At 38.4% G+C, this 23,337-nt stretch carries 22 protein-coding genes; 17 read left to right on the plus strand and 5 right to left on the minus strand.

All coding sequences use genetic code 11. The annotated features are described in order from the left end of the window. Nucleotides 1-2: 2 nt before the first annotated feature. A complete protein-coding gene (queA, locus tag ACY650_RS05530) occupies nt 3-1,049 on the minus strand; it encodes a tRNA preQ1(34) S-adenosylmethionine ribosyltransferase-isomerase QueA (protein ID WP_462252562.1) in 1,047 nt (348 codons plus the stop codon). 220 nt (nt 1,050-1,269) lie between these two features. Here queA and ACY650_RS05535 point away from each other — a divergent pair, with 220 nt between their 5' ends. Continuing rightward, on the plus strand, nt 1,270-2,529 hold the full coding sequence (locus ACY650_RS05535) for an ABC transporter permease (RefSeq protein WP_462252564.1): 1,260 nt from the start codon (nt 1,270-1,272) through the stop codon (nt 2,527-2,529). A gap of 68 nt (nt 2,530-2,597) precedes the next feature. Here ACY650_RS05535 and recA read toward each other — a convergent pair whose 3' ends face one another. After that, complete coding sequence (gene recA / locus ACY650_RS05540) at nt 2,598-3,593, minus strand: recombinase RecA (protein WP_462252566.1); 996 nt, start codon at nt 3,591-3,593, stop codon at nt 2,598-2,600. Between the two features lie 239 nt (nt 3,594-3,832). On the opposite strand from recA, the gene ACY650_RS05545 reads away from it, so the two are divergent. Further along, nucleotides 3,833-4,408, plus strand: coding sequence for a SiaB family protein kinase (locus tag ACY650_RS05545; protein ID WP_462252568.1), 576 nt, complete (start codon nt 3,833-3,835; stop codon nt 4,406-4,408). Here the strand turns inward: ACY650_RS05545 and ACY650_RS05550 are convergent. After that, nucleotides 4,405-4,818: a hypothetical protein gene (locus tag ACY650_RS05550; protein ID WP_462252570.1), complete on the minus strand. Its 414-nt coding sequence runs from the start codon at nt 4,816-4,818 to the stop codon at nt 4,405-4,407. The two genes, ACY650_RS05545 and ACY650_RS05550, sit on opposite strands and share 4 nt — an antisense overlap. Nucleotides 4,819-4,890: 72 nt before the next feature. Between ACY650_RS05550 and ACY650_RS05555 the strand changes: the two genes are divergently transcribed. Continuing rightward, complete coding sequence (locus ACY650_RS05555; protein ID WP_462252572.1) at nt 4,891-5,910, plus strand: aminopeptidase; 1,020 nt, start codon at nt 4,891-4,893, stop codon at nt 5,908-5,910. 51 nt (nt 5,911-5,961) lie between these two features. Here the strand turns inward: ACY650_RS05555 and ACY650_RS05560 are convergent, their stop codons facing one another. Continuing rightward, nucleotides 5,962-7,485, minus strand: a complete 1,524-nt coding sequence (locus ACY650_RS05560) for a S8 family peptidase (RefSeq protein ID WP_462252574.1) — start codon at nt 7,483-7,485, stop codon at nt 5,962-5,964. Between the two features lie 321 nt (nt 7,486-7,806). On the opposite strand from ACY650_RS05560, the gene ACY650_RS05565 reads away from it, so the two are divergent. The 7 genes from ACY650_RS05565 (at nt 7,807) to tsf (ending at nt 12,932) form a co-directional block, all read left to right on the plus strand. Beyond that, nucleotides 7,807-8,499, plus strand: coding sequence for a response regulator transcription factor (locus tag ACY650_RS05565; RefSeq protein WP_462252576.1), 693 nt, complete (start codon nt 7,807-7,809; stop codon nt 8,497-8,499). 11 nt (nt 8,500-8,510) lie between these two features. Next, the gene (locus tag ACY650_RS05570; protein ID WP_462252577.1) at nt 8,511-9,590 is read left to right on the plus strand and encodes a sensor histidine kinase; all 1,080 of its coding nucleotides are present in this window, start codon (nt 8,511-8,513) and stop codon (nt 9,588-9,590) included. Beyond that, nucleotides 9,583-10,305 (plus strand): RluA family pseudouridine synthase, encoded by a 723-nt coding sequence (locus tag ACY650_RS05575; RefSeq protein ID WP_462252579.1) that lies wholly within the window; start codon nt 9,583-9,585, stop codon nt 10,303-10,305. The genes ACY650_RS05570 and ACY650_RS05575 overlap by 8 nt, the downstream gene beginning before the upstream one ends. A 90-nt stretch (nt 10,306-10,395) precedes the next feature. After that, a complete protein-coding gene (gene rplM / locus ACY650_RS05580) occupies nt 10,396-10,839 on the plus strand; it encodes a 50S ribosomal protein L13 (RefSeq protein ID WP_462252581.1) in 444 nt (147 codons plus the stop codon). 6 nt (nt 10,840-10,845) lie between these two features. Next, on the plus strand, nt 10,846-11,232 hold the full coding sequence (rpsI, locus tag ACY650_RS05585; RefSeq protein ID WP_462252583.1) for a 30S ribosomal protein S9: 387 nt from the start codon (nt 10,846-10,848) through the stop codon (nt 11,230-11,232). Between the two features lie 7 nt (nt 11,233-11,239). Further along, the gene (gene rpsB, locus ACY650_RS05590) at nt 11,240-12,007 is read left to right on the plus strand and encodes a 30S ribosomal protein S2 (protein ID WP_462252585.1); all 768 of its coding nucleotides are present in this window, start codon (nt 11,240-11,242) and stop codon (nt 12,005-12,007) included. 94 nt (nt 12,008-12,101) lie between these two features. After that, nucleotides 12,102-12,932, plus strand: a complete 831-nt coding sequence (tsf, locus tag ACY650_RS05595; protein WP_462252587.1) for a translation elongation factor Ts — start codon at nt 12,102-12,104, stop codon at nt 12,930-12,932. Nucleotides 12,933-13,290: 358 nt separating this feature from the next. On the opposite strand, the gene ACY650_RS05600 is transcribed toward tsf, so the two are convergent. Beyond that, on the minus strand, nt 13,291-14,832 hold the full coding sequence (locus ACY650_RS05600) for a hypothetical protein (RefSeq protein ID WP_462252589.1): 1,542 nt from the start codon (nt 14,830-14,832) through the stop codon (nt 13,291-13,293). Between the two features lie 155 nt (nt 14,833-14,987). On the opposite strand from ACY650_RS05600, the gene ACY650_RS05605 reads away from it, so the two are divergent. The 7 genes from ACY650_RS05605 (at nt 14,988) to ilvN (ending at nt 23,332) form a co-directional block, all read left to right on the plus strand. Continuing rightward, nucleotides 14,988-16,142, plus strand: a complete 1,155-nt coding sequence (locus ACY650_RS05605; RefSeq protein WP_462252591.1) for a 2-isopropylmalate synthase — start codon at nt 14,988-14,990, stop codon at nt 16,140-16,142. Then, the gene (leuC, locus tag ACY650_RS05610; RefSeq protein ID WP_462252593.1) at nt 16,142-17,515 is read left to right on the plus strand and encodes a 3-isopropylmalate dehydratase large subunit; all 1,374 of its coding nucleotides are present in this window, start codon (nt 16,142-16,144) and stop codon (nt 17,513-17,515) included. The genes ACY650_RS05605 and leuC overlap by 1 nt, the downstream gene beginning before the upstream one ends. Beyond that, nucleotides 17,505-18,092, plus strand: coding sequence for a 3-isopropylmalate dehydratase small subunit (gene leuD, locus ACY650_RS05615; RefSeq protein WP_462252595.1), 588 nt, complete (start codon nt 17,505-17,507; stop codon nt 18,090-18,092). Before leuC ends, leuD begins: the two co-directional genes overlap by 11 nt. Nucleotide 18,093: 1 nt before the next feature. After that, entirely contained in the window at nt 18,094-19,212 is a 1,119-nt protein-coding gene (gene leuB, locus ACY650_RS05620) for a 3-isopropylmalate dehydrogenase (RefSeq protein WP_462252597.1), read from the plus strand. A gap of 163 nt (nt 19,213-19,375) precedes the next feature. After that, entirely contained in the window at nt 19,376-21,049 is a 1,674-nt protein-coding gene (ilvD, locus tag ACY650_RS05625) for a dihydroxy-acid dehydratase (protein ID WP_462252599.1), read from the plus strand. 1 nt (nt 21,050) lies between these two features. After that, nucleotides 21,051-22,775, plus strand: a complete 1,725-nt coding sequence (gene ilvB, locus ACY650_RS05630) for a biosynthetic-type acetolactate synthase large subunit (protein WP_462252601.1) — start codon at nt 21,051-21,053, stop codon at nt 22,773-22,775. Next, nucleotides 22,772-23,332 carry an acetolactate synthase small subunit gene (gene ilvN / locus ACY650_RS05635; RefSeq protein ID WP_462252603.1) on the plus strand — a complete coding sequence of 187 codons (561 nt, stop codon included), beginning with the start codon at nt 22,772-22,774 and terminating at the stop codon, nt 23,330-23,332. The genes ilvB and ilvN overlap by 4 nt, the downstream gene beginning before the upstream one ends. Nucleotides 23,333-23,337 lie beyond the last annotated feature (5 nt).

The raw sequence follows: 23,337 nt of genomic DNA on the forward strand, positions 1-23,337 counted from the left end.
GATTAGACTATAAGCATCGCATCTCCGTAACTGAAGAATCGATATTTTTCTTTAATAGCAATCTGATACGCTTCTTGAATCAATTCATATCCTCCAAAAGCTGAAGCCATCATTAGTAATGTGGATTCAGGCAAGTGGAAGTTTGTAATCAATGCATCACAAATCTTGAAATCATATGGAGGGAAAATGAACTTATCAGTCCATCCTGAATTTTCCTTTAATAATCCATTTGCAGAAACAGAGGATTCCAAGGTCTTCATTACAGTCGTACCGACAGCACAAATTTTAGTTCTTTCGTCAAGTGCTCGATTTACCCTGTCAGCAGTGCCTTTTTCTACCCAGTAATTTTCTGAGTCCATTTTATGTTTTGTAAGGTCTTCTACATCTACAGGTCTAAAAGTACCTAAACCAACATGAAGTGTAATTGACGACACGTCTATTCCAATCAACTCCATTCGCTTCATTAGCTGAGGAGTGAAGTGCATTCCAGCTGTAGGTGCTGCAACAGCTCCAATATTCTTAGCAAAAATTGTTTGAAAGCGATCTCGATCTTCTGGTTCAGCCGAACGCTTGATCTCTTTTGGAAGCGGTGTTTCTCCCAATGCATCAATCATTTTATAGAATTGATCTCTATCCCCATCAAAAAGGAATCTTATCGTTCTTCCTCTACTAGTCGTGTTATCAATAACCTCTGCTACTAATTCACCATCTCCGAAGTAGAGCTTGTTACCTACTCTAATTTTTCGAGCAGGGTCCACCAACACATCCCATAATTTCATTTCAGTATTCAGCTCTCTAAGCAAGAAAACTTCAATCTTAGCACCTGTCTTTTCTTTATTCCCATATAATCTGGCTGGGAACACTTTGGTGTCATTGGTTACAAAAACATCATTTTCGCCGAAGTAGTCCACTACATCTTTGAAAACTTTATGTTCGATCTCCCCAGTGTCTTTATGAATAACCATAAGACGAGAGTCATCACGGTTTTCTGTTGGGTGTAAGGCAATAAGGCTTGATGGTAGGTCGAACTTAAATTCGGATAATTTCATTCCCATAGGAAAAAGGATCTATTTTAATGATCAAAGGACCGCAAAATTAGCAAATATGTTTCAGTTTGTAACGTATCATGTACGAAACTCGTCAACTTAGGGAAATAACCGTTGAAAATAAGCATTGACCGATCGCTACTTTATTCATAAACGTGCTATTCATTTAGCTACATTTGTTTTGATAATTGTCGCGAAGAATCAATATTAAAAAGAACTGATTGTGAAAATACTTAAGCTAGTCCTTGAGAGTTTTCGATTTGCATGGAGCGCACTTCGAATGAACCTTCTCCGAACAACCCTTTCATTACTTGGAGTAACGATTGGGATTTTTGCAATCATTGCTGTTTTTACTTTGGTAGATTCTTTAGAACGAAGCATTAAAAACAGCTTAAGTTTCCTTGATGCCAATAATTTGGATATCCGAAGGTTTCCGTATGAATTCGGACCGGATATACCTTGGTGGGAATATATCAAGCGTCCTTACACCAATTATGAGGAGTATGAGTTCCTCAAAAAAAATCTTAAAAACTCCGAAGGAATAACAATTTTCGCTGTTACTGGTGGTAATACAGTAAAATACGAAAGCAATAGTTACAATGGGGTTACGCTCTTTGGAGTATCTCACACTCACCAGGATGTCTATGATGTAGCCAGCGATGTTGGTAAGGGTCGATATTTTACCGCTTCTGAATCCTACACAGGAAAAAATGTTGCCATGATTGGACACCTTATTGCCAAGAAATTATTTCCAAGAGGTGAACCTATCGGTAAAGAGATTAAAATCAAGGGTTTAAAGTATGTAGTGATTGCAGTCTTTGAAGAAGAAGGTGAAGGTATCTTTGGTGACACTGGGAATGATGAGAATGTTATGATCCCATATCAATCATTCAAAAAAATCTACTACTCCGGTAGAAATAGAGGCGTAGAGACTTTGGTAAGTGTGAAAGGAAGAACAGATGATATCGGACTTGTTGAACTTCAAGCTGAAATTACTGGCTTATTGCGTACTAAAAGAGGCCTGAGACCAAAAGAAAAAGACAACTTCTCTGTAAACAGACAAGATGCCATCATGAATATTATTGGATCCACTTTTGATGTAATTGGAGTTGCTGGATGGGCAATTGGTGGGTTCTCTATTCTCGTTGGAGGATTCGGCATTGCCAATATCATGTTTGTATCAGTGAGAGAACGAACCAATATTATTGGTATCCAAAAATCCTTGGGTGCTAAAAACTTTTTTATCCTATTCCAATTTCTATTTGAAGCAATATTCTTAAGCCTTATTGGTGGAGCCGTAGGATTATTTCTCGTCTGGCTGCTTTCCTTGGCAAGCCTCGGAAATCTTGACTTGGTATTGACCTTAGGTAATGTAATCTTAGGATTGGGAGTCGCTGGAATAATAGGCGTTATTTCTGGTATAGTGCCAGCTTTAATGGCCGCGCGACTTGATCCTGTAATAGCTATCAGAACCACTGGTTAATTTAGGATATTGTGTAAACGAAAAAGGGTGAGCAATGCTCACCCTTTTTTATTTATAACGAATAATATTTACCCGTTCAGTTTCTCTTTTATTCTTCTTTCCAATTCTTCCATCAACTCTGGATTATCCTCTATCAAAGCCTTAACTGCATCTCTCCCCTGGCCTAACTTGTTTCCATCATACGAGAACCATGACCCAGACTTCTGAACAACATCAAGCTCAACTCCAATATCGACAATTTCACCACTCTTGCTTATGCCCCTTCCATACATGATATCAAACTCAACTACCTTAAATGGAGGTGCCACCTTGTTCTTCACAACCTTCACACGAGTTCTATTACCCATCACATTGTCAGCCGACTCTTTGATCTGACCAATTCTTCGTATATCAAGTCGAATAGAAGCATAGAATTTTAGTGCATTACCTCCTGTAGTAGTCTCAGGATTACCAAACATCACCCCTATTTTTTCCCTCAGCTGATTAATGAAGATACAAGAGCATCCCGTTTTATTAATTGTTCCAGTAAGCTTTCTCAAAGCTTGCGACATTAACCTTGCCTGCAGACCCATCTTACTGTCCCCCATCTCTCCTTCAAGCTCACCTCGAGGAACCAAAGCTGCAACTGAGTCAATAACAATGATATCTAGTGCTCCAGACCTAATTAAATGCTCTGCAATCTCTAAAGCCTGCTCTCCATTATCCGGCTGCGAGATCAGTAGGTTCTCGGTATCAATACCTAATTTCTCAGCATATAATTTATCAAAGGCATGCTCTGCATCAATTATTGCAGCCATTCCACCAGCTTTTTGAGCTTCTGCAATACAATGCATCGCTAAGGTGGTCTTACCTGAAGATTCAGGACCATAGACTTCAATAATTCTACCCCGAGGAATACCTCCAACTCCCAATGCAATATCCAGACTTAATGATCCAGTAGAGATAGTAGGCACATCCATTACACTCTCATCACTGAGCTTCATTACTGTTCCTTTGCCATAGGTCTTTTCCAGTTTATCAATAGTAATCTGAAGAGCTTTGAGTTTATCTTGAGCGTCAGCCATATTTATTATTTTCTTTTTCTAGATCTGACAAAAATAACTTTTTAGCATTGAGCTAAAAAGCATTTTGCTAAAAATATTAGGAAAAAGTTTTATTCCTGGAAATGGGATTTACAAGTAAGTATTATGATAATTTCCATTGAGGCTCCCTCCTTCTTCACTATATTGTAATTTGATCAAATCCTAATGCCTCTCCGATGGAAAATTCAGGGTATGAGCAAGTATACCAGCAGCTCAAACACATGAAAACAGTCATTGCTTTTAAAAAGGCAATGACTAAAACGCACCTCAATGTAGTATATCTAGGCAATGTGACTCAGTCTACCATTGAGAGTATAACTGATATGATTTCAGAAGATCTCAATACACGTCATGAAAATCGACGAGTAACTAAGCGGGTCTATCATGTGATGATGGAGTCTTTACAAAACATATGCAAGCATGCGGATAGTCAATCAGATGAAGAATCGAATTCTTTAGAACATGGACTAGTCAAGAAAGGTATTTTTCTTATTGGCCATGATAAAAAAGAGTATTTCATCACCACAGGAAATAACATTGAAATTAAAAGTGCAGTAACTCTTCGAGACATTCTTGACAACATCAATTCTTTGGACTCCGATGGAATAAAGCAAATGTATCGTGATGCGATGGAGAACTCTGAACTAGGTGAAACTGGTGGTGCTGGACTTGGATTTATAGATATGGCAAAGAAAACAGGCACAAAGTATGAGTACTACTTTGAACCTGATAATGAAACAACGTGCTTCTTCATTCTAACCATGCGAGTACCGAAGGACACATCATCTGAATCCTAGGCTAACTCATCACTATTAATGATTTCCTCATTCTTTGGCACATAATGAATGGCATATATCATATAGCCTCCCAAAGCAGTCCCAATAGGGAATTTAAATAGAAGCATAACTGCAGGCACTATCGCAAACTTCTTCCCCCAATCTTTTTCTGTGCTTAATCCATATCCCGAAATCAGGAAAATAAAAGAAGATATAGTTTGAATAGTAGGCAAGAAGTAAGCAATACCTCTTGGAGGCCTCAATTCAAATAATACAATATCAAGCTCTCGGATTTCCATCCAAAGATCACTCTCTATAAACATGTCTACGAAAAAGAATGTACTAATAGAAATTGGTACCAATATGAGACCAATAACAATAAAAATTTTACCAATTATTCGAAGGTTATTATCGTGATCTTTTAAATCCATGATTGGAAAAGGTTAGTTTTATTACTATGTATTACAAGGTATCTTACGATAAACAATAAATAAAGTTGTAGGATGGTTAAAAAAATCATTTGGACAGTAATTGCACTTCTTGTTCTTATTGCATTCTTCAACTGGGATATTTTGAGTTATGGAATAAGACAGGCACAAGGACAACTAAGAATCACCTTCAACACTCAGGAAGTTGAAACTATTTTAAACGACCCCATATACCCAGATAGCTTAAAACAGAAAATCAAAATTGTCCAACAGGTTCGAGTTTTTGCATTCCAAGAATTGGGATTGACCCAATCGGAGAACTACACCACATTTTATGATCAAAAAGGAGAAGTCGCCTTATGGAATTTGTCTGCATCTAAAGCATACATGTTGGAGCCTAAACTATGGTCCTTCCCTATTTTAGGCTCCTTCCCGTACAAAGGATTTTTTGATTTAGAGCGAGCAAAAGAAGAGAGAGATGAATTGATTGATCAAGGATATGACGTACGGATACGCTCAGTCGGAGGCTGGTCAACTTTAGGTTGGACAACCGATCCAATACTTTCTAATATGTTGGAGCGAAAAGAAGGCTCTCTAGCTGAACTTATCATTCATGAGCTTACACATTCTACATTGTTTATTAAAGACAACATTGAGTTTAATGAAAATTTAGCCTCGTTTATTGGTGAACAGGGCGCAATTCAATTTCTTGATGAGAAATATGGTAAAAATTCTCACGCATACTTTGAGTATGTGCTTGCTGAAGAAGACAGTAAAACATTTAGAAATCAAATGCTTCTCGCTACAAGCAAGCTAGATTCACTCTATAAGTCAATAAATAATCTAGGTGATTCATATAAGAGCCATCATAAGCAGCTAATGATTGATGAGATAATTAGCTCCATCGATTCGCTACATTTTCACAACTCTAGATATTACCAAATCTTTGAAATAAGTAGACCCAACAATGCTTATTTCATGTCATTTCTTAGGTACTATTCAGCTAAAGATTCCTTGCAAAATATATTGATCCAGGAGTATGAGGGAGATCTAAAGGACTTCATAGCAGGAATGAAAAAATACCATGAGGAATAAAAAAACGCCAGAGCATTACTCCGGCGCTTTAACGGTTAGGTTTAGTTTATCTTAATAATTCACTGCTGCTGCTGCATCTAGCGTTCCCCAGCCATAAGATGAGCTCCTATTGGGGTATAAATCAGCAGTTCGTTTCATTTTGTCAAGGACTTGCTCTCTAGACATACCTGGATTTTTCGCCCATACCAACGCCGCAATACCTGCTGCGGTAGCTGTTGCAACAGAAGATCCTCCAACTGTAGAAGGCTGACTTCCACTCATCGCTAATGAAAGCGGGTGATTTTCCGTTCCATTTCTTTCCATAATAACAGTAAAGTCCACTTTACTTCCAGAGTGACAGATATCACATCTTGTATATCCACTTTCCTTGATGCCGGTAACAGCTACTGTTTCATTCATATTTGCTGGGAAGATTACTCCAAACCAATTGGTAAATGAAGTAGATGTACCCGCTGCAGCAAAGATGAGTTTACCTCTACCATAAGCATATCGCACTGCGTCAGCAACTTTTGAATTGGAAAACACATCGCCAATTGACATGCTGATAATTTTAACGTCGCTTCTATTTCCTAGATAAACCAAAGCATCCGACACCCCAGTTTTCTCTCTACTATTGTTAATGACTACATCACCTGTACCTCTTACTGAAACCAAATTAGCATTGTAAGCTACACCTACCGAAGACCCATCATTACTTCTCGGAGCTGCCATTACCCCAGCCATGGCAGTTCCATGTCCGCATTTATCATTTGGTCCGTCGGGTTTTGACCACCACCACCAAGAGCTTCTATAAAAGCCTTCTTTATTTACATACCTGCCACTAGAGTATCCTGAATTAAAATTACTATTGAGGTTATCTTGATTGGAAGAAATTCCTGTGTCGATTAAACCGATCCCTATTCCTTGACCGGTACTAGAAGACCATGCGTTAACAATATTATTTGCATATAAATGCCAAGACGCTTTAGCACCTGGAGCAATATTGGTGTAATCACTGGAAGGAATTCCATAGTCAGGATCATTGCTGCAACCAGAATTACTTTCAATTCTTCCTCCTGCAACAGAACTGAAGTCAACTTCATAGCCTAGGGGCTCTGCATATCTTACGCTTTCTAAAGTGCGTAGGTATCTCACTACCTCCAAGCTCGTTACTTTCATATCTATGAATGGAAGTACGTTGTGTCTTCTTACTTCCAAATCTTCTTCTTGGATCGTTGCATTAGACTTTTGTGCGATGGCAACAGAATTGTCTATGATACTTTTAGAAACTTCAATCCAATCAGTCTGTTGAATATCAATTTCCGAAATACGACCATTGATATTTGATTCACCAACCGGTTGATACCCTACGCTTAAAATTGAGTCGCCATGGATTAGGGCACTCCATATCACCTCATCAGATGCTTCCTTCCAATTGAATTCGTCATTCTCTTGTAGTGACGAAATAATCTCGGCGTCAATGTCGGATTTGGCTATGGGGTCTTTTTGCTCAATAACAGGAGCAACACTGTTTTCGTCGGCGCATGCAAGCAATAGAAATGCTAGCAACACCAAGCTGATTCTTGTGTTTTTCATTACGATTAGGTTAAGTTGAAAAAATTCAACTCTACAAACAAAATAGTATGCATGCAGAGTATTTACCTCTCAATTTAACCAAAAAGTTTGAACTAGACATTATATTCTTTTGCAAAAGACACAACATTCGAAATCATAGCAGGTATCGAATTATGCTTTACCAAATTGTTACCTTTTTAACATACAGTTGATTTCTGAGTAATTTTGAATAACGTTGAATCAGACGAACTAAAACAAGATTAATAGCTTTAAAATCCTGTGATAGTTTACCGAATTGTAAAGAACGATTTAAGATAAAGTTTTCAAAACAACCACCCAGAGATGGCTAAACACAATCAAAAAATCCTTGTAGTAGACGATGAAGTAGACATTCTTGAATTACTTAAATACAATCTTTCAAAGGAAGGTTACGATGTGAAAACGGCGAGTGATGGAATCAAAGGAGTTGAAATTGCTAAGTCTTTTATTCCAGACCTAATTCTACTTGATATAATGATGCCCAAACAAGATGGTGTCGAAACCTGTAGGCAAATCCGCGAGCAACCTGAAATGGCCAATACATTCGTTATTTTTCTTACAGCTAGATCGGAAGAATATTCGGAGGTTGCAGCCTTTGATATGGGAGCGGATGACTACATCACAAAACCCATCAAACCAAGAGCATTAATAAGCAGGATCAATGCGCTATTTCGAAGAGACTCTAAGAAGAAAAAGGAGTCTAGTACAATTACAGTTGGAGAGCTGATTGTGGATAGAACGAGCTATACTGTGAAAAATGGTGAAGAGAAAATTTCGCTTCCAAAAAAAGAATTCGAACTGCTTTACTTTTTAGCTCAGAATCCTGGCAAAGTATTTAGTAGAGATGAGCTTCTTCAAAATATTTGGGGAACAGATGTTTATGTCTTGGCAAGAACCGTTGATGTACACATCAGAAAAGTGAGAGAAAAAATTGGTAACGACTACATCACTACGGTAAAGGGTGTTGGATACAAGTTTGATTCTTCTAGTAATTAACAAGGCAATACATGCAGTTTAATTCACGAGCAATCGCATTACTTTTAGCACTTTGTGTTTCTGCAATCACAACTGCTTTTCTTTCGCTAGTTCCAGGAATTACAACTACTGCAACAGTAATCGCTTTTGTTTTAGCTTTTTCTTCTTCTTATATCCTTGCCAGGCTAATACTTGAATTTCTCTTTTTTAGGCAGATAGAAAACATTTATATCTCTCTTAAAAGAATCAAAGACAGCGAACTTGCATTAAGAGGCAAAGCATCTTCAATAAACCCTCTGAAGCGAATTGATCGAGAAATATCAAACTTTGCCAAAAGCAAGGAAAAGGAAATTGAAGAATTAAAAGAACGGGAAAACTTTAGAAGAGAATTTATAGCTGATGTTTCTCATGAACTAAAAACTCCAATTTTTGCTGCACAAGGTTTTGTACATACACTTTTAGATGGAGCTATCCATGATAAAGAAGTTCGAAAAAAGTTCTTAAAGAAGGCTGCAAAAAGTTTGGATGCACTTGATCTTTTAGTTCAGGATATTCTTACGATCTCTCAAATAGAATCTGGAGAGATTAAAATGCACTTTGAGAATTTTGATATGAGAGGTATCTGCACCGAAATCTTAGACCAGCTGGATGGGAAAGCCGAGAAGAAGGGTGTAGAACTTAAAATGTCAAAAAAATATAAGGAGCCAATTATCGTTCGCGGGGATTACCGTAGAATCTATCAGGTAATGCTCAATTTGATTTCCAATGCAATCAAATACACTAAAAAAGGCGGCGAAGCTAAAATCAAATTCGAAGATGCGGCCAACGATAAGATTCGAATTTCTGTTAGTGATAATGGACGAGGAATTCCTGAATCCGATATTTCACGTATTTTCGAGCGATTTTATAGAGTAGACAAAAGTAGATCACGTGAAAAAGGTGGTACTGGACTTGGCCTATCTATTGTGAAACATATTTTAGAAAGTCACGATTCAGAAATATTTGTGGAAAGTCAGTACAAAGTTGGCTCTACATTTTATTTCGAATTGACTAAAGCAAACTACATAGATAAGGTAGAAGAAGGATGGGAAGAGCAAGAAGACTATGCGTAAGAATTTAAATCGAATTTCCTTCGAAGAATTAATCATCTTCGAAAATGAAAACTATACCCTGATAAATAAACCTCCATTTATTGCGAGTCTAGATGATCGGGTAGACAACAAAAACCTACTAAGCCTGGCTAAAGAACTAAATGAAGAATATCAAATCTGTCACAGATTAGATAAGGAGACCTCAGGCATTGTTGTATTTGCAAAGAATGCGGATGCATACAGGCATTTTGCTATGCAGTTAGAAAATAGAGAAGTCAAAAAAATCTATCATGCAGTAATCCATGGTCTTCACAAGTTTGAGGATTTTGAGGCAGACGAACCTCTTCATACAACTTCCACAAAATCGAGAGTAGATTTTAGATCTGGGAAGCCTTCTTTTACGCTTATTGGCACACTTGAACTTTTTAAAAAACATACATTAATTAAATGTTTCCCAGTTACGGGCAGGATGCATCAGATTCGGGCACATTTAGCATATCATGAGGCTCCAATAATAAATGATCCTACCTATGGAGGTAAGGCTGCCTATCTCTCGGAACTGAAAAGAAACTTTAATCATAAAAAGTGGGAAGAAGAAAATGCTATGATAAACCGTGTGGCATTGCATTCGTCACAAGTGGTATTTAAGGACATCAATGGAGAAGTAATTGAGGGAGAAGCAGAATATCCAAAAGATTTCTCCGTGTTACTCAAGCTCTTAAGAAAATTTAATTAGAGCACTACGTTTGTTTTCTCAAATGAAAATTCTATTTTTGTGTCCCTTTTTCGAGGGGACAGATTTTGACATTATAAAATCAATATAAAATTGGATACTAACAGCTTTAAAACTGTATCAGCAAACAGCGCGACTGTTGAAAAGAATTGGGTCATTGTAGACGCTGATTCTCAGATACTTGGAAGAATGGCAAGTGAGGTTGCTAAAATGATAAGAGGCAAGCACAAGCCATCATATACTCCACACATAGACTGTGGTGATAATGTGATTGTGATCAATGCTGATAAAATCAGATTGACTGGAAACAAGTGGACAGACAAGCAATATGTTCGTCACACAGGATATCCTGGAGGCCAGCGCTTTGAAACTCCTAATAGTCTTAAAGCAAAGTCATCCACAAGAATTGTTGAAAAAGCAGTGAAAGGTATGCTTCCGATCAATAGACTTGGAAGACAACTTTTCAAAAATCTATATGTATATGAAGGTGCGGAGCATCCTCATGCAGCTCAAAAACCAAAAGAAGTAAAACTATAAACCTGAATGGACAGAATTAATACCATAGGAAGGAGAAAGACCTCAGTAGCTCGTATTTATATGACGAGTGGGAAAGGTGTAATAACCGTAAACGATAAGGAACTTAACGTTTACTTCCCATCCGAAATTCTTCAAACCATCGTTAAGCAGCCACTAGTGAAAGTGGAGCAAGATGGAAATTTTGACATAAGTGTAAATGTGACCGGAGGTGGACCTTCGGGACAAGCAGAAGCAGTTAGATTGGCTATTGCCAGAGCGCTGACCGAGGCAGATGCCGAGTTCAGAAGCCCATTAAAGTCTGAAGGATTCCTAACAAGGGATTCCAGAATGGTGGAGCGTAAGAAGCCAGGTCGAAGAAAAGCAAGAAGAAGATTCCAGTTCAGTAAACGATAATATTGAGATGCAAAAATTAGAACATAAAGATCTATTGGATGCAGGTGTACACTTTGGACACCTTACCAGAAAGTGGAACCCAGCAATGGCTCCATACATTTTCATGGAGAAAAATGGCATCCACATTATCGACCTTCACAAGACACTTAATTGTCTTGAGGATGCTACAGAAGCAATGAAAGCAGTAGTAAGGTCTGGAAGAAAAGTGATGTTCGTTGCTACCAAAAAGCAAGCGAAAGAAGTAGTTGAGCAAGAAGCTCAAAGACTAAACATGCCATATGTTACTGAAAGATGGCAAGGTGGTATGCTTACCAACTTTGCAACTATCAGAAAGTCTTTGAAAAAAATGCAAGGAATGGAAAAGCTTATGAAAGAAGAGGCTTACTTAAACCTTGCTAAAAGAGAGCGATTGATGATCAGCCGTGCGAAGGACAAATTGGAGAAAGTACTTGGAGGTATCTCTGATCTTAACAGACTACCTGCAGCTCTTTTTGTAGTTGACATCAAGCGTGAACATATTGCTATTGCAGAAGCTCAGAAATTAAATATTCCTGTATTCGGAATTGTTGATACTAACTCTGACCCTTCTAAGATCGACTACCCTATCCCAGGTAATGATGATGCTTTCAAATCAATAAAGCTTATTACAAGCTACATTGGTAAAGCACTAGAGGAAGGATTGGCTGAACGCAAGAAGGACAAAGAAGAGCAGGCTCAAGTGGAAGAGCAAGCAGCAAAGAAAGCTGCTGACGAAAAGTCCGAAGTAGCGGAATAAATCAAAAGAACATAAAATCTTAACATAAGATTGAACATTGATGTATTTCGGTGTTCAATTTTTGTTTGTAGAAACATTAAAACCAAGAATTAAAATGGCTATTACAGCACAAGACGTAAACAAACTAAGGCAAATGACTGGTGCCGGCATGATGGATTGCAAAAAGGCACTAACTGAAGCAGAAGGTGATTTCGACAAAGCAGTTGAGCTTTTAAGAAAGAAAGGTCAAAAAGTATCTGCATCAAGAGCAGATAGAGAAACTTCTGAAGGTGTAGTTTTTGCGAAGACTAACGATGCTGGTTCTGAAGGCGCATTGATTGCATTCACATGTGAGACTGATTTCGTAGCTAAGAATGATGAGTTCGTTCAGCTAGGAAACCAAATTGCAGAGCTCGCATTTGCTGAGAAGCCTTCTAACATCGAAGCACTAAATGGAATGAGTCTTGGTGATCTTACAGTTGGTGAGAAAATCGTTGAATTGACAGGTAAGATTGGTGAGAAATTAGAAGTAAAAGCATTTGAAGTAGTATCTGGAGAAGCTGTTGTTCCTTACATCCACTCAAATGGAAAACTAGGTGTTATGGTATCTCTTTCTAACACTAACGGTGCTGGTGTAGAAGATGCAGGAAAAGACGTTGCAATGCAGATTGCTGCAATGAACCCTGTAGCAGTAGACAAAGACGGTGTTGATCCGGTTGTTGTAGAGAAAGAAATTGAAATCGGAAAAGAACAAGCTCGTGCTGAAGGAAAGCCTGAGAACATCATTGAAAAAATTGCAATGGGTAAGCTTAACAAGTTCTACAAAGAGAACACATTGCTTAGCCAAGCATTTGTAAAAGATAGCTCTCAATCTGTATCTCAATACCTAGATTCAGTATCTAAGGGTATGACAGTTGCTGAATTTAAGCGAGTTTCTATCGGATAATTCCAGAATTAGCATATAGATAAAGCCATTCATCCCATAGATGAATGGCTTTTTTTATGCTTTTATTGTGCCTATGACATAAGCATAATGCTTACAAACATCTAAGAGAATCTCCGAAACCAAATAAATATTGGATATTCTGATTTTTACAATAAAAAAAGATGGAAAATCAAGGTACCCATATCGATACTGCAATCATTACTAGAAAGTTTTTAAAAACTGGAACTATGGTAAGAATCGCTTCTTTGGCACTTGCATATCTTGCCATCTTTGCGATGTCTATATAAGAAATTTAAACCAAAGGGTCTTTTCAACCAGCTAGACCTGGTTAGCCAGAGGCATATTGTCTCTGGCTTTTTTATGCCCCCATATTAAGCTTCTTCTCCCGAATGATTTTCTCAACTGGTCGATTGTAAATTTTACTTTCTAGCCATGAAATCATATCTAGATACAAAAGTGGTCGGCGCTCATATTTGTCTTTGGTTATTTCCAAAAACTCATTTCTTAATCCTTCAAAGGAAGGTATGAGCGTTTCACGATCGATATAAAGAGACTGTCTTAAAAATTTAAAAATTGCAGCGTGGACCTTCTGAAAGTTTTTAAGTTTCAGCATGAAGCGATATGTGGATTTTATTTGAAAGTAAATCAAATCATCATTTCCTAATTCATAATGAACAATCAAACTTAAGAATCTCGCATATGATTGAATGTCTTCCTTTAGAGCGAGTGTAGGATTATTCACTATTCCATTAAGGTGTCTTAAAGAGCCATGAAAATCACCACTTCCAAATTTCAAACAAGCCATTTTATACTGAAAAATCATCATCCTGTGCATGTCAATACGGCCCTTATTCGATTCCAGTCTCTTTTCGAACTCTAAGCAATATTTTGCTCCATCTGTAAACTTTCCTTCAAGAAAGAATAAGTTCAACCTTGCTGTTTCCACATAAGTGAATGCTTGTATCAATTGGTTTTCATTGAATTCATTTTCATGATTATCAATGAACCTTTCCAACGAAACTAGCTCTTCTCTAAATCTTGAGACTTTATCACAGAAGAATAATGAAGAGAGCATATTGTGATAGCCTCGAATATACATTTCAGGTTCTTCTTTCATCAGGCCAGGTTGCTTTTCAAAGTATTCGCACCAACGTTTCGCATACTTATAACATAGAGGAAAAGCCTGAATAATATGATAATACCAAACGTAACTTTGAAAATAAAATATGCTTTCAGATCCCATACTACTATCTACTGATTGTGGCGCATTGGATTTAAAAAGATCTGTGATTTTATCAGCCTCTTCCCTATTGGTAACATGTCCAAATTTCAGGTAGTAGTCATATAACTCAAGTGAGAGATCTGACCATGAACCAGCAAAATAAAAGTGACTCCTTAAGTCCCGAGATTCCTTTGTTAACTCCTGAGCTCTATCTGGGGTACTTCCAGTAACATATCGAGTTTCAACACGCTTCTCAAGCTCAACAATTTCCAACCTAAGAATATCCATTTGGTTCTTAATAGCTATCTGCTTAGCTCGGTTTAATTGATTCAAACACTGTGCATAAAGCCCCTTGTTATGTAACAAATCCGCATAGCTTATTAGCTCCTTAATCCGTATTCCGGGATCATGATTATGGAGCAATCTAAGGCTGGATAATAAATGCTCATAGAGGTTTGCGCGATGGTTAGAAAGAACATTGGATTGTACGCCTGGAAATGCCTTCAAAATTTTTTCCTCATCCAATTCATTTTGCCTATCCAAAAGATCAAAAAGCTTAACTACAGCTGTCTCTTTTTCCGAACTATTACTTTTTACATACAACTTAAAGTGCCGTTTTTCTGCTTTCGTAAGACGCTTAATCAAGTTGAATATTTGATATGTTAGTTGTTTGGACAAGTGTTTTTTTATCTATTTAATTAATTGATAATTAGGTGGTTATCACACTAATATTCATTTTGAATCGGTGTATTACAAAAAAATATGATTTTCCGTTTACCGGTCCCTCTATTCAATTTGTATAAGTGCAAACATAATCGGGATCGTAAACAACAATGGATAAACTTTATGTTTTTGATACCACCCTTAGGGATGGAGAACAAGTTCCAGGATGTCAATTGAAGAGTGAAGAAAAACTCGAAATTGCTTTCGGATTAGAAAGTCTTGGAGTGGATGTTATCGAGGCCGGATTTCCAGTTTCAAGTCCCGAAGATTTTAAATCGGTTTCATTGATTTCTGAATCAATAAGAAATTCTACGATATGTGGACTTACACGCGCAGTTGAACACGATATCGATGTTGCAGCAGACGCATTAAAAAAAGCTAACCACAGCAGAATTCACACTGGGATTGGAACATCCGATTCACATATAAAATTCAAATTAAACTCCAGTCAAGAAGAAATTATAGAGCGAGCAGTCAAAGCAGTAAGCTATGCTCGCAATAAAGCTGCTGAGGTTGAATTCTATGCTGAAGATGCGGGAAGAACAGATAATGAATATCTAGCTAGAGTCGTTGAGGCGGTTATCGAAGCTGGTGCTCGAATAATTAATATTCCTGATACTACAGGATACTGCTTACCAGAACAATTCGGAGATAAGATCGCGTATTTGGTAAATAATGTACCAAATATTGATAAAGCCATTTTATCTACTCACTGTCACAATGATCTTGGGCTGGCGACAGCAAATTCTATTGCTGGAGTTATAAATGGCGCACGACAAGTAGAATGCACGATCAATGGGATTGGTGAAAGAGCCGGCAACACTTCGTTAGAGGAAGTTGTAATGATCATCAACCAGCATGAAAATATTCAGGTTAGCCATCAAATAGACACAAGAAAAATTGTTCCAATAAGTGAAACGGTTTCTGAGATGATGAATATGCCTGTTCAGCCTAACAAGGCGATAGTTGGAGCTAATGCTTTTGCTCATTCATCAGGCATCCATCAAGACGGTGTGATAAAAAACCGTGAGACATACGAAATAATTGATCCTGAAGAAGTTGGAGCTTCGGGTTCAGAAATTATTCTTACTGCCCGCAGCGGAAAAGCAGCGCTAAACTTTCATGCAAAGAAGCTTGGATACCAACTGGATCAAGATGGATTAAAGATTGCATATCAACACTTTCTTGAAGTTGCAGATCAAGTTAAAGCGATCGAAGAAGGACACCTACATGAGATTTTCCAAAACATTAAGGTTGTTGCATAATGGGAAAGACGTTATTTGATAAAGTTTGGGAAAATCATACTGTAAAGCAGGTGTCTGATAGACTTGATCTATTGTTTATAGATCAACATTATATCCATGAAGTAACCAGTCCGCAAGCATTTGACGGTCTGAGGAAAAGAGGACTTGGTGTGCTCATGCCACATAGATGTTTGGCCACTGCTGATCATAATGTCCCTACAAAGAATCAATCAGAACCAATAAAGGATAAATTATCCGCAACCCAAGTAGCTTCATTGATAAGTAATTGTGAAGAATTCGGAATCGAATTATTCGGGATGGGCCATGAAAACCAGGGCATCGTACATATAATCGGACCAGACTTAGGCTATACACAACCGGGGATGACTATTGTTTGTGGCGACAGTCACACTTCCACTCATGGTGCATTTGGTTCAATCGCATTTGGCATAGGAACTACGCAAGTTGAGCAAGTATTGGCAGCACAATCGCTAATTCTCTCCAGGCCAAAAACAATGAAAATTGAAATCAATGGTAAGCTCAGATATGCCACCTCAGCAAAGGATGTGATTCTATACATTATAGCCCAACTAGGTACTGAAGGAGCTACTGGCTATTTCGTTGAATACGCTGGAGAAGTATTTGAAAACATGACCATGGAAGAGCGAATGACTGTTTGCAATATGAGTATTGAAATGGGCGCTCGTGGTGGACTAATTGGGGTTGATGAAACCACCATCGATTACGTAAGAAACAGACAAGATATAAGTAATGAGGTTGTAGAATCTTGGCTGCAGCTGAATTCTGATTCAGATGCAGCCTTTGATGAAACTCTAACTTTTTCCGGAGAAGACATTTTCCCGATGGTTACAACCGGTACTGCTCCTGATACCGGGATAAAACTGAATGAGAAAATTGGCTCCTCATCTCACATTTCCAATAAATCATTAGAATACATGCAATTTTCCGCTCAAGATAAAATAGCGGATCAATCTATCGATTACGTGTTTATAGGAAGCTGTACCAATGGTAGAATTGAAGATTTACGAGCAGTAGCCAATCTAGTAAAGGGGAAGAAAAAAGCCGACAATGTTCAAGTTTGGGTGGTTCCTGGATCTATGAAGGTTAGAACGCAAGCCATTGACGAAAAGCTAGATAAAATTTTTAGCGACGCAGGTTTTGAGTTTAGAGAACCTGGATGCTCTGCTTGTTTGGCAATGAATGAAGATAAAATTCCGTCAGGCTCACTATGTGTGTCTACATCGAATAGAAACTTTGAAGGTCGACAAGGTCCAGGATCAAGAACTGTCTTGGCAAGCCCACTAACTGCAGCAGCTTCAGCCATAACCGGTAAAATCACAGACCCAACATTATTCCTAATCAATGAAAATTAGTTCCAAAGCTTTCCCCCTCCCGATCGATAATATCGATACGGATCAGATCATACCTGCTGAGTTTCTCAAGCAAGTAGATAAATCTGGCTATGGTAAAAACCTATTTTATAATTGGCGCTACACAGAGGGTTATGATCCAGAGCCCAATTTCGTCTTGAACGAGAAGCAAAGATCGGGTGCTGAAATTCTAATTGCCGGAAACAACTTTGGATGTGGATCTAGCCGTGAGCATGCAGCCTGGGCTATTTCTGATTACGGAATCAAGGCCGTGATATCTTCTCAATTTGCTGACATATTCAAGGGTAATGCCTATAACAATGGCGTACTCCCTATTGAGTTAAGCGAAGAGAAAGTAAAAATATTTATGGATATAGCTACTTCACTTCCAGACACTATCATAGATATAGACTTAGAATCGCAAATAATTTCTTGCGACTCGCTTGGAATCGAAGAAACATTTGATATCCATCCATTCAAAAAACAATGTTTACTTGATGGGGTAGATGAAACGGAATACCTCATCAAACTAAGGCCAGAAATATTGGCTTTTGAAATTTCAAATTATATCGTAATCTGACATGGAGAAGAAAATAACCGTACTACCTGGCGACGGCATAGGGCCTGAGGTTGTTGAGCAAGGACTGAAAGTAATAAATGCGATCAACCAATCCTTTGATCACAATTTTGAGCTGACTGAAGAAGATTTTGGGGCAATAGCAATAGACAAGCATGGGGATCCGCTTCCTGAAAAGACACTTTCAGCATGTTTATCAAGCGACGCAATCTTTCTCGGAGCCATTGGCGATCCGAAGTACGATAATGACCCAACGCTCGAAGTAAGACCTGAGCAAGGGCTTTTAAAACTGAGAAAGTCATTGGAGCTCTTTTCAAACATCCGACCAATCGCAACATATGATCTGTTGAATGATGTTTCTCCATTGAAGAATCAACTTTTAAACGATGTTGATTTCATCATATTTAGAGAACTAACCGGTGGAATATATTTTGGGGAAAAGCATTTGTCTGACGATAAAAGTCAAGCTTCCGATCTATGCGAATACTCAGAAAAAGAGATCACCAGAATTGCATATCAAGCTTTTGAGGCTGCTTCTAACCGAAGAAATAAGTTGACGCTTATTGATAAAGCAAATGTTCTTGAAACATCAAGATTATGGAGGAGAGTAATTCAAGACATCAGCAAGGAGTATCCTCAAATTGAAGTTGACTATCTATTCGTGGATAATGCTGCTATGCAGATTGTACTTAATCCATCTCAATTTGATGTGATCCTGACAGAAAATATGTTTGGTGATATAATTTCTGACCTTGCCAGTGTAATTACAGGATCATTAGGTATGCTTCCTTCAGCTTCAGTTGGCATAAAATCAGCGTTGTTTGAACCTATTCATGGATCCTTTCCTCAAGCTAAAGGTCTAGATATTGCAAACCCAATGGCTGCAATTTTATCTGTAGCCATGATGTACGAACACTTCGGATTATTCGAAGAGTCTGATATGATTAAGCGCGGTGTAAGATGGGCATTAAACAACGACATTGTCACCAAAGATTTGAGTGGTAAAAACGAAGCAAGTGCTTGCTCGAAAGTTGGTGATGTAGTCGCATGGTTCATCGAAGAAAAAGGAGACCTTCAAATAAAACGTGAAAAATCAAAGGTTTCACTAAATTGCATCATCTAACAAAACATACAGGAAGAAAAGCCAAATGGCACTATATATCGTCAATATCGTCTCTATTAACCTAATTATTATCATCCATAATAGGAGTTGAGAAGACTATTGATTTGTAAAAATTTAAGAACCCTTCTCAACTCAGAGAAGGGTTTTTTTATGCCCAAATTCTATGAAAGAACTAAATAAATACAGCAAAATTGTCACCCAAAATGAGTCGCAACCTGCAGCTCAAGCAATGCTTCACGCGATAGGACTTACGAGGGATGATCTAAAAAAACCCCTTGTAGGGATAGCCAGTACTGGCTTTGAGGGGAACCCGTGCAATATGCACCTAAATGATCTTGCTAAACATGCAAAAGAAGGTGTCAACAAGGCTGACGGTATTGGTTTGATCTTTAACACCATTGGAGTAAGTGATGGTATTTCTATGGGAACTCCCGGTATGCGATACTCACTCCCATCTCGAGATATAATTGCTGATTCCATGGAGACAGTCGTACGTGGAATGAGCTATGACGCCATGGTTACTGTTGTGGGTTGCGATAAAAATATGCCAGGTGCACTAATGGCAATGTTGCGATTAAACCGACCTTCTGTATTGGTATATGGCGGAACAATTGCCTCCGGTTGTGTGAATAATAAAAAGCTCGACGTGGTATCTGCTTTCGAGGCTTGGGGAGAAAAAGTAGCCGGGAAAATTAACGAACAAGAATATCAAGAAGTGATTGAAAATGCCTGCCCCGGCGCAGGAGCTTGTGGAGGCATGTACACTGCCAACACAATGGCTTCATCTATAGAAGCATTGGGTATGTCTTTGCCTTTTAACTCATCAAATCCAGCATTAGGAATTGAAAAAACGGTAGAAAGTAAAGAAGCCGGAGCTGCTGTGATGAAGTGTCTTGAGCTGGATCTCAAGCCTTCAGATATAGTCACAAAAAAATCGCTTGACAATGCCATTACCCTATTAACTGTACTAGGAGGATCAACCAATGCAGTATTGCATTATTTGGCCATTGCAGATACTGCCGGCATCGAATATACCCTGGAAGACTTTCAAAGAATAAGTGACCAAACGCCATTCCTCGCTGACTTAAAGCCAAGTGGGAAGTATTTAATGGAAGATGTACATCAAATTGGTGGTATGCCAGCCATTATGAAATTCCTTCTTAAGGAGAATATGATTGATGGTGAATGCATGACAGTCACAGGTAAAACATTAGGTGAGAATGTTGAAAAAGCCGGTGATCTAAACAATCAAAATATCATTATGCCAGTAGATCGCCCTATAAAATCTAGCGGGCACATTCAAGTACTTTATGGAAACCTGGCTGAGCAAGGAGCAGTCGCAAAAATCACAGGTAAAGAAGGATTAAAGTTTTCCGGCCAGGCGAAAGTATTTGATGGCGAATACGAGGCTAATGACGGAATATCCAAAGGAATAGTAGAAGAAGGCGACGTTATCGTGATACGGTATGAAGGTCCTAAAGGAGGTCCAGGAATGCCCGAGATGCTCAAGCCAACTGCTGCAATCATGGGTGCAGGCCTTGGAGATAAAGTAGCCCTGATTACGGACGGAAGATTTTCCGGAGGCACTCATGGATTTGTTGTTGGGCACATTGCCCCTGAAGCACAAGTGGGAGGAACTATTGCCGTGATCAAAGATGGAGATCCGATCACTATAGATGCAGAGAAAAACATCATTCATCTTGGAGTAAGCGATCAAGAGCTCGAACAAAGAAAACGTGACTGGAAAGCTCCTGATTTAAAAGTGAAAAAAGGTTCATTATACAAATATTCAAAACTGGTATCCTCGGCCTCAACTGGCTGCATAACTGATAATTAATATGGAAGCAGTATTAAAACAACCTCAAGTAAATAACAGCGAAAAACTATTAGGTTCAGAGGCGGTGCTGAAGTGCCTCTTAGAAGAAAAAGTAGATACCATTTTCGGATATCCAGGAGGTGCTATTATGCCAATTTATGATTCGCTGTATTCATATGAAGATAAATTGAAGCATTACCTGGTACGACACGAACAAGGTGCCATTCATGCCGCCCAAGGGTATGCTCGTGCTACTGGTAAAACAGGAGTTGTCTTTGCTACTTCAGGACCTGGAGCTACAAACCTTATCACCGGTTTAGCAGATGCTCAGATCGATTCAACACCGCTTGTTTGCATAACAGGGCAAGTGGCAAGTCCATTATTAGGAAGCGACGCTTTTCAAGAAACTAACATTATAGGCATCTCTATGCCAGTCACAAAATGGAACTTTCAAATAACTGACCCTAATGAAATTCCTGAAGCTCTTGCAAAAGCTTTTTATATCGCAAGAGAAGGAAGACCGGGACCTGTACTTATAGATATTACTAAAGATGTTCAAGTCGCTGATTTTGAATTTCAGTACAAACCCTGCAAACGAATCAGAAGTTACCTCCCCTATCCAAAACTGGATGAAAGTAAGGTACAAGAGGCAGCTGATTTGATAAACAATGCTAAAAAGCCTTATCTGATTTTCGGGCAAGGTGTAAGCTTATCAAATGCCGAAATGGCACTTGAGCATTTAATTGAAAAAGCAGGAATACCATCAGCTTCGACGCTACTTGGCTTATCGGCAATATCTACCAAGCACCCACTTTATGTTGGATATGTTGGAATGCATGGAAACTACGGCCCAAATGTTAAAACCAACGAATGCGATGTATTGATTGCTGTGGGGATGCGCTTCGATGATCGTGTAACCGGAGACCTTAACACCTATGCTAAAAATGCAAAGGTTATTCATATTGAACTTGATCCTGCTGAGATCAACAAAAATGTCAAAGCGGATGTAGCCATACTTGGAGATGCAAAAGAAGCTCTCGAACACTTAGTTAAATTCATAAATCCCAACAGTCACAACGAATGGCTCAATGAGTTTAGAACATGCGATGCAATAGAATCACAAAAGGTCATCAACAAATCGGTGCAACCTGAAACGGATTCAATTACCATGGCTGAAGTCGTCTACAAATTATCAAAAAGGACTGATGGAAAATCACTCATTCTAACAGATGTTGGACAGCATCAAATGATCGTGAGTAGATACTACCAGTTTGATCATAGACGCAGCCATATAACTTCTGGAGGATTGGGGACTATGGGATTTTGTTTACCTGCAGCCATTGGGGCTAAGGTAGGAGAACCTAGCAGAGAAGTAATTGCAATTATTGGTGATGGCGGCTTTCAAATGACCATCCAAGAACTGGGAGTGATTATGCAGTATCAGATACCGGTAAAGATTCTAATTCTTAATAATGAATTTCTTGGCATGGTACGTCAGTGGCAACAGTTATTCTTTGATAAGAGGTATTCATTCACAGAAATGGAAAATCCAGATTTCATCAAAATCACGGAAGGCTATGGTATTGCAAGTCAAAAGGTAACGGATCGCAAAGATTTGGCAGATGCATTCGATAAATGGCTCAATTCAGAAGGTCCTAGTCTTTTAGAGGTATTGGTTGAGAAGGAAGAAAATGTATTCCCAATGATCCCTACGGGTAGTTGCGTTTCGAAAATAAGATTGGCATGATGGAAGTACAAGAATTTACAATCTCGGTATTGACGGAGGATAAACCGGGGCTTCTAAACAAGCTGACCATTATTATGAACCGCAGAAAAATCAATATTCAAAGTCTGAATGTATCGACTAGTGAGATCGCGGGTGTTAGTAGGTATACGTTGGTTCTTGAATCTACCCGAAATGAACTTGAGAAGGTAGTGAAACAGATCAGAAAACTTATTGACGTTCTAGGTGCCTTCCTATATGAAGCAAACGAAATCTATTATCAGGAGATAGCTCTATATAAACTTTCCTTAGAAGTATTTAAGAAGAATAACTCTATAGAGTCATTGATAAGGAACTATGGTGCCAAGATTCTTGCAATAGAGGATGATCAGATTGTTCTCGAAAAAACCGGGACCAAGGAGGATACGCATGAATTGTATCAAGCATTGGAACCCTATGAGATACTCGAATTTGTAAGATCAGGCAGAGTCGCATTATCTAAATCAAAACGCAAAACAGAAGCCTTTATTCATGAATTGGAAACATCCAATTCCAATGAATTAAGCATAAAAGAATTTTAATAATT

Origin of the sequence: Ekhidna sp. (assembly GCF_963691765.1) — a bacterium.
Taxonomy (GTDB): Bacteria; Bacteroidota; Bacteroidia; order Cytophagales; family Cyclobacteriaceae; genus Ekhidna.

Excerpts from the sequence above, each read along its gene's own strand:
- queA (WP_462252562.1), bottom strand. The coding sequence starts at position 1,049 with ATGAAATTATCCGAATTTAAGTTCGACCTACCATCAAGCCTTATTGCC.
- ilvB (WP_462252601.1), top strand. The coding sequence starts at position 21,051 with ATGGAAGCAGTATTAAAACAACCTCAAGTAAATAACAGCGAAAAACTA.
- leuB (WP_462252597.1), top strand. The coding sequence starts at position 18,094 with ATGGAGAAGAAAATAACCGTACTACCTGGCGACGGCATAGGGCCTGAG.
- rpsI (WP_462252583.1), top strand. The coding sequence starts at position 10,846 with ATGGACAGAATTAATACCATAGGAAGGAGAAAGACCTCAGTAGCTCGT.
- recA (WP_462252566.1), bottom strand. The coding sequence starts at position 3,593 with ATGGCTGACGCTCAAGATAAACTCAAAGCTCTTCAGATTACTATTGAT.
- ACY650_RS05550 (WP_462252570.1), bottom strand. The coding sequence starts at position 4,818 with ATGGATTTAAAAGATCACGATAATAACCTTCGAATAATTGGTAAAATT.
- rpsB (WP_462252585.1), top strand. The coding sequence starts at position 11,240 with ATGCAAAAATTAGAACATAAAGATCTATTGGATGCAGGTGTACACTTT.
- ACY650_RS05555 (WP_462252572.1), top strand. The coding sequence starts at position 4,891 with ATGGTTAAAAAAATCATTTGGACAGTAATTGCACTTCTTGTTCTTATT.
- tsf (WP_462252587.1), top strand. The coding sequence starts at position 12,102 with ATGGCTATTACAGCACAAGACGTAAACAAACTAAGGCAAATGACTGGT.
- ACY650_RS05605 (WP_462252591.1), top strand. The coding sequence starts at position 14,988 with ATGGATAAACTTTATGTTTTTGATACCACCCTTAGGGATGGAGAACAA.
- ACY650_RS05545 (WP_462252568.1), top strand. The coding sequence starts at position 3,833 with ATGAAAACAGTCATTGCTTTTAAAAAGGCAATGACTAAAACGCACCTC.
- ACY650_RS05560 (WP_462252574.1), bottom strand. The coding sequence starts at position 7,485 with ATGAAAAACACAAGAATCAGCTTGGTGTTGCTAGCATTTCTATTGCTT.
- ACY650_RS05565 (WP_462252576.1), top strand. The coding sequence starts at position 7,807 with ATGGCTAAACACAATCAAAAAATCCTTGTAGTAGACGATGAAGTAGAC.
- ACY650_RS05575 (WP_462252579.1), top strand. The coding sequence starts at position 9,583 with ATGCGTAAGAATTTAAATCGAATTTCCTTCGAAGAATTAATCATCTTC.
- leuC (WP_462252593.1), top strand. The coding sequence starts at position 16,142 with ATGGGAAAGACGTTATTTGATAAAGTTTGGGAAAATCATACTGTAAAG.
- ilvD (WP_462252599.1), top strand. The coding sequence starts at position 19,376 with ATGAAAGAACTAAATAAATACAGCAAAATTGTCACCCAAAATGAGTCG.
- ilvN (WP_462252603.1), top strand. The coding sequence starts at position 22,772 with ATGATGGAAGTACAAGAATTTACAATCTCGGTATTGACGGAGGATAAA.
- leuD (WP_462252595.1), top strand. The coding sequence starts at position 17,505 with ATGAAAATTAGTTCCAAAGCTTTCCCCCTCCCGATCGATAATATCGAT.
- ACY650_RS05570 (WP_462252577.1), top strand. The coding sequence starts at position 8,511 with ATGCAGTTTAATTCACGAGCAATCGCATTACTTTTAGCACTTTGTGTT.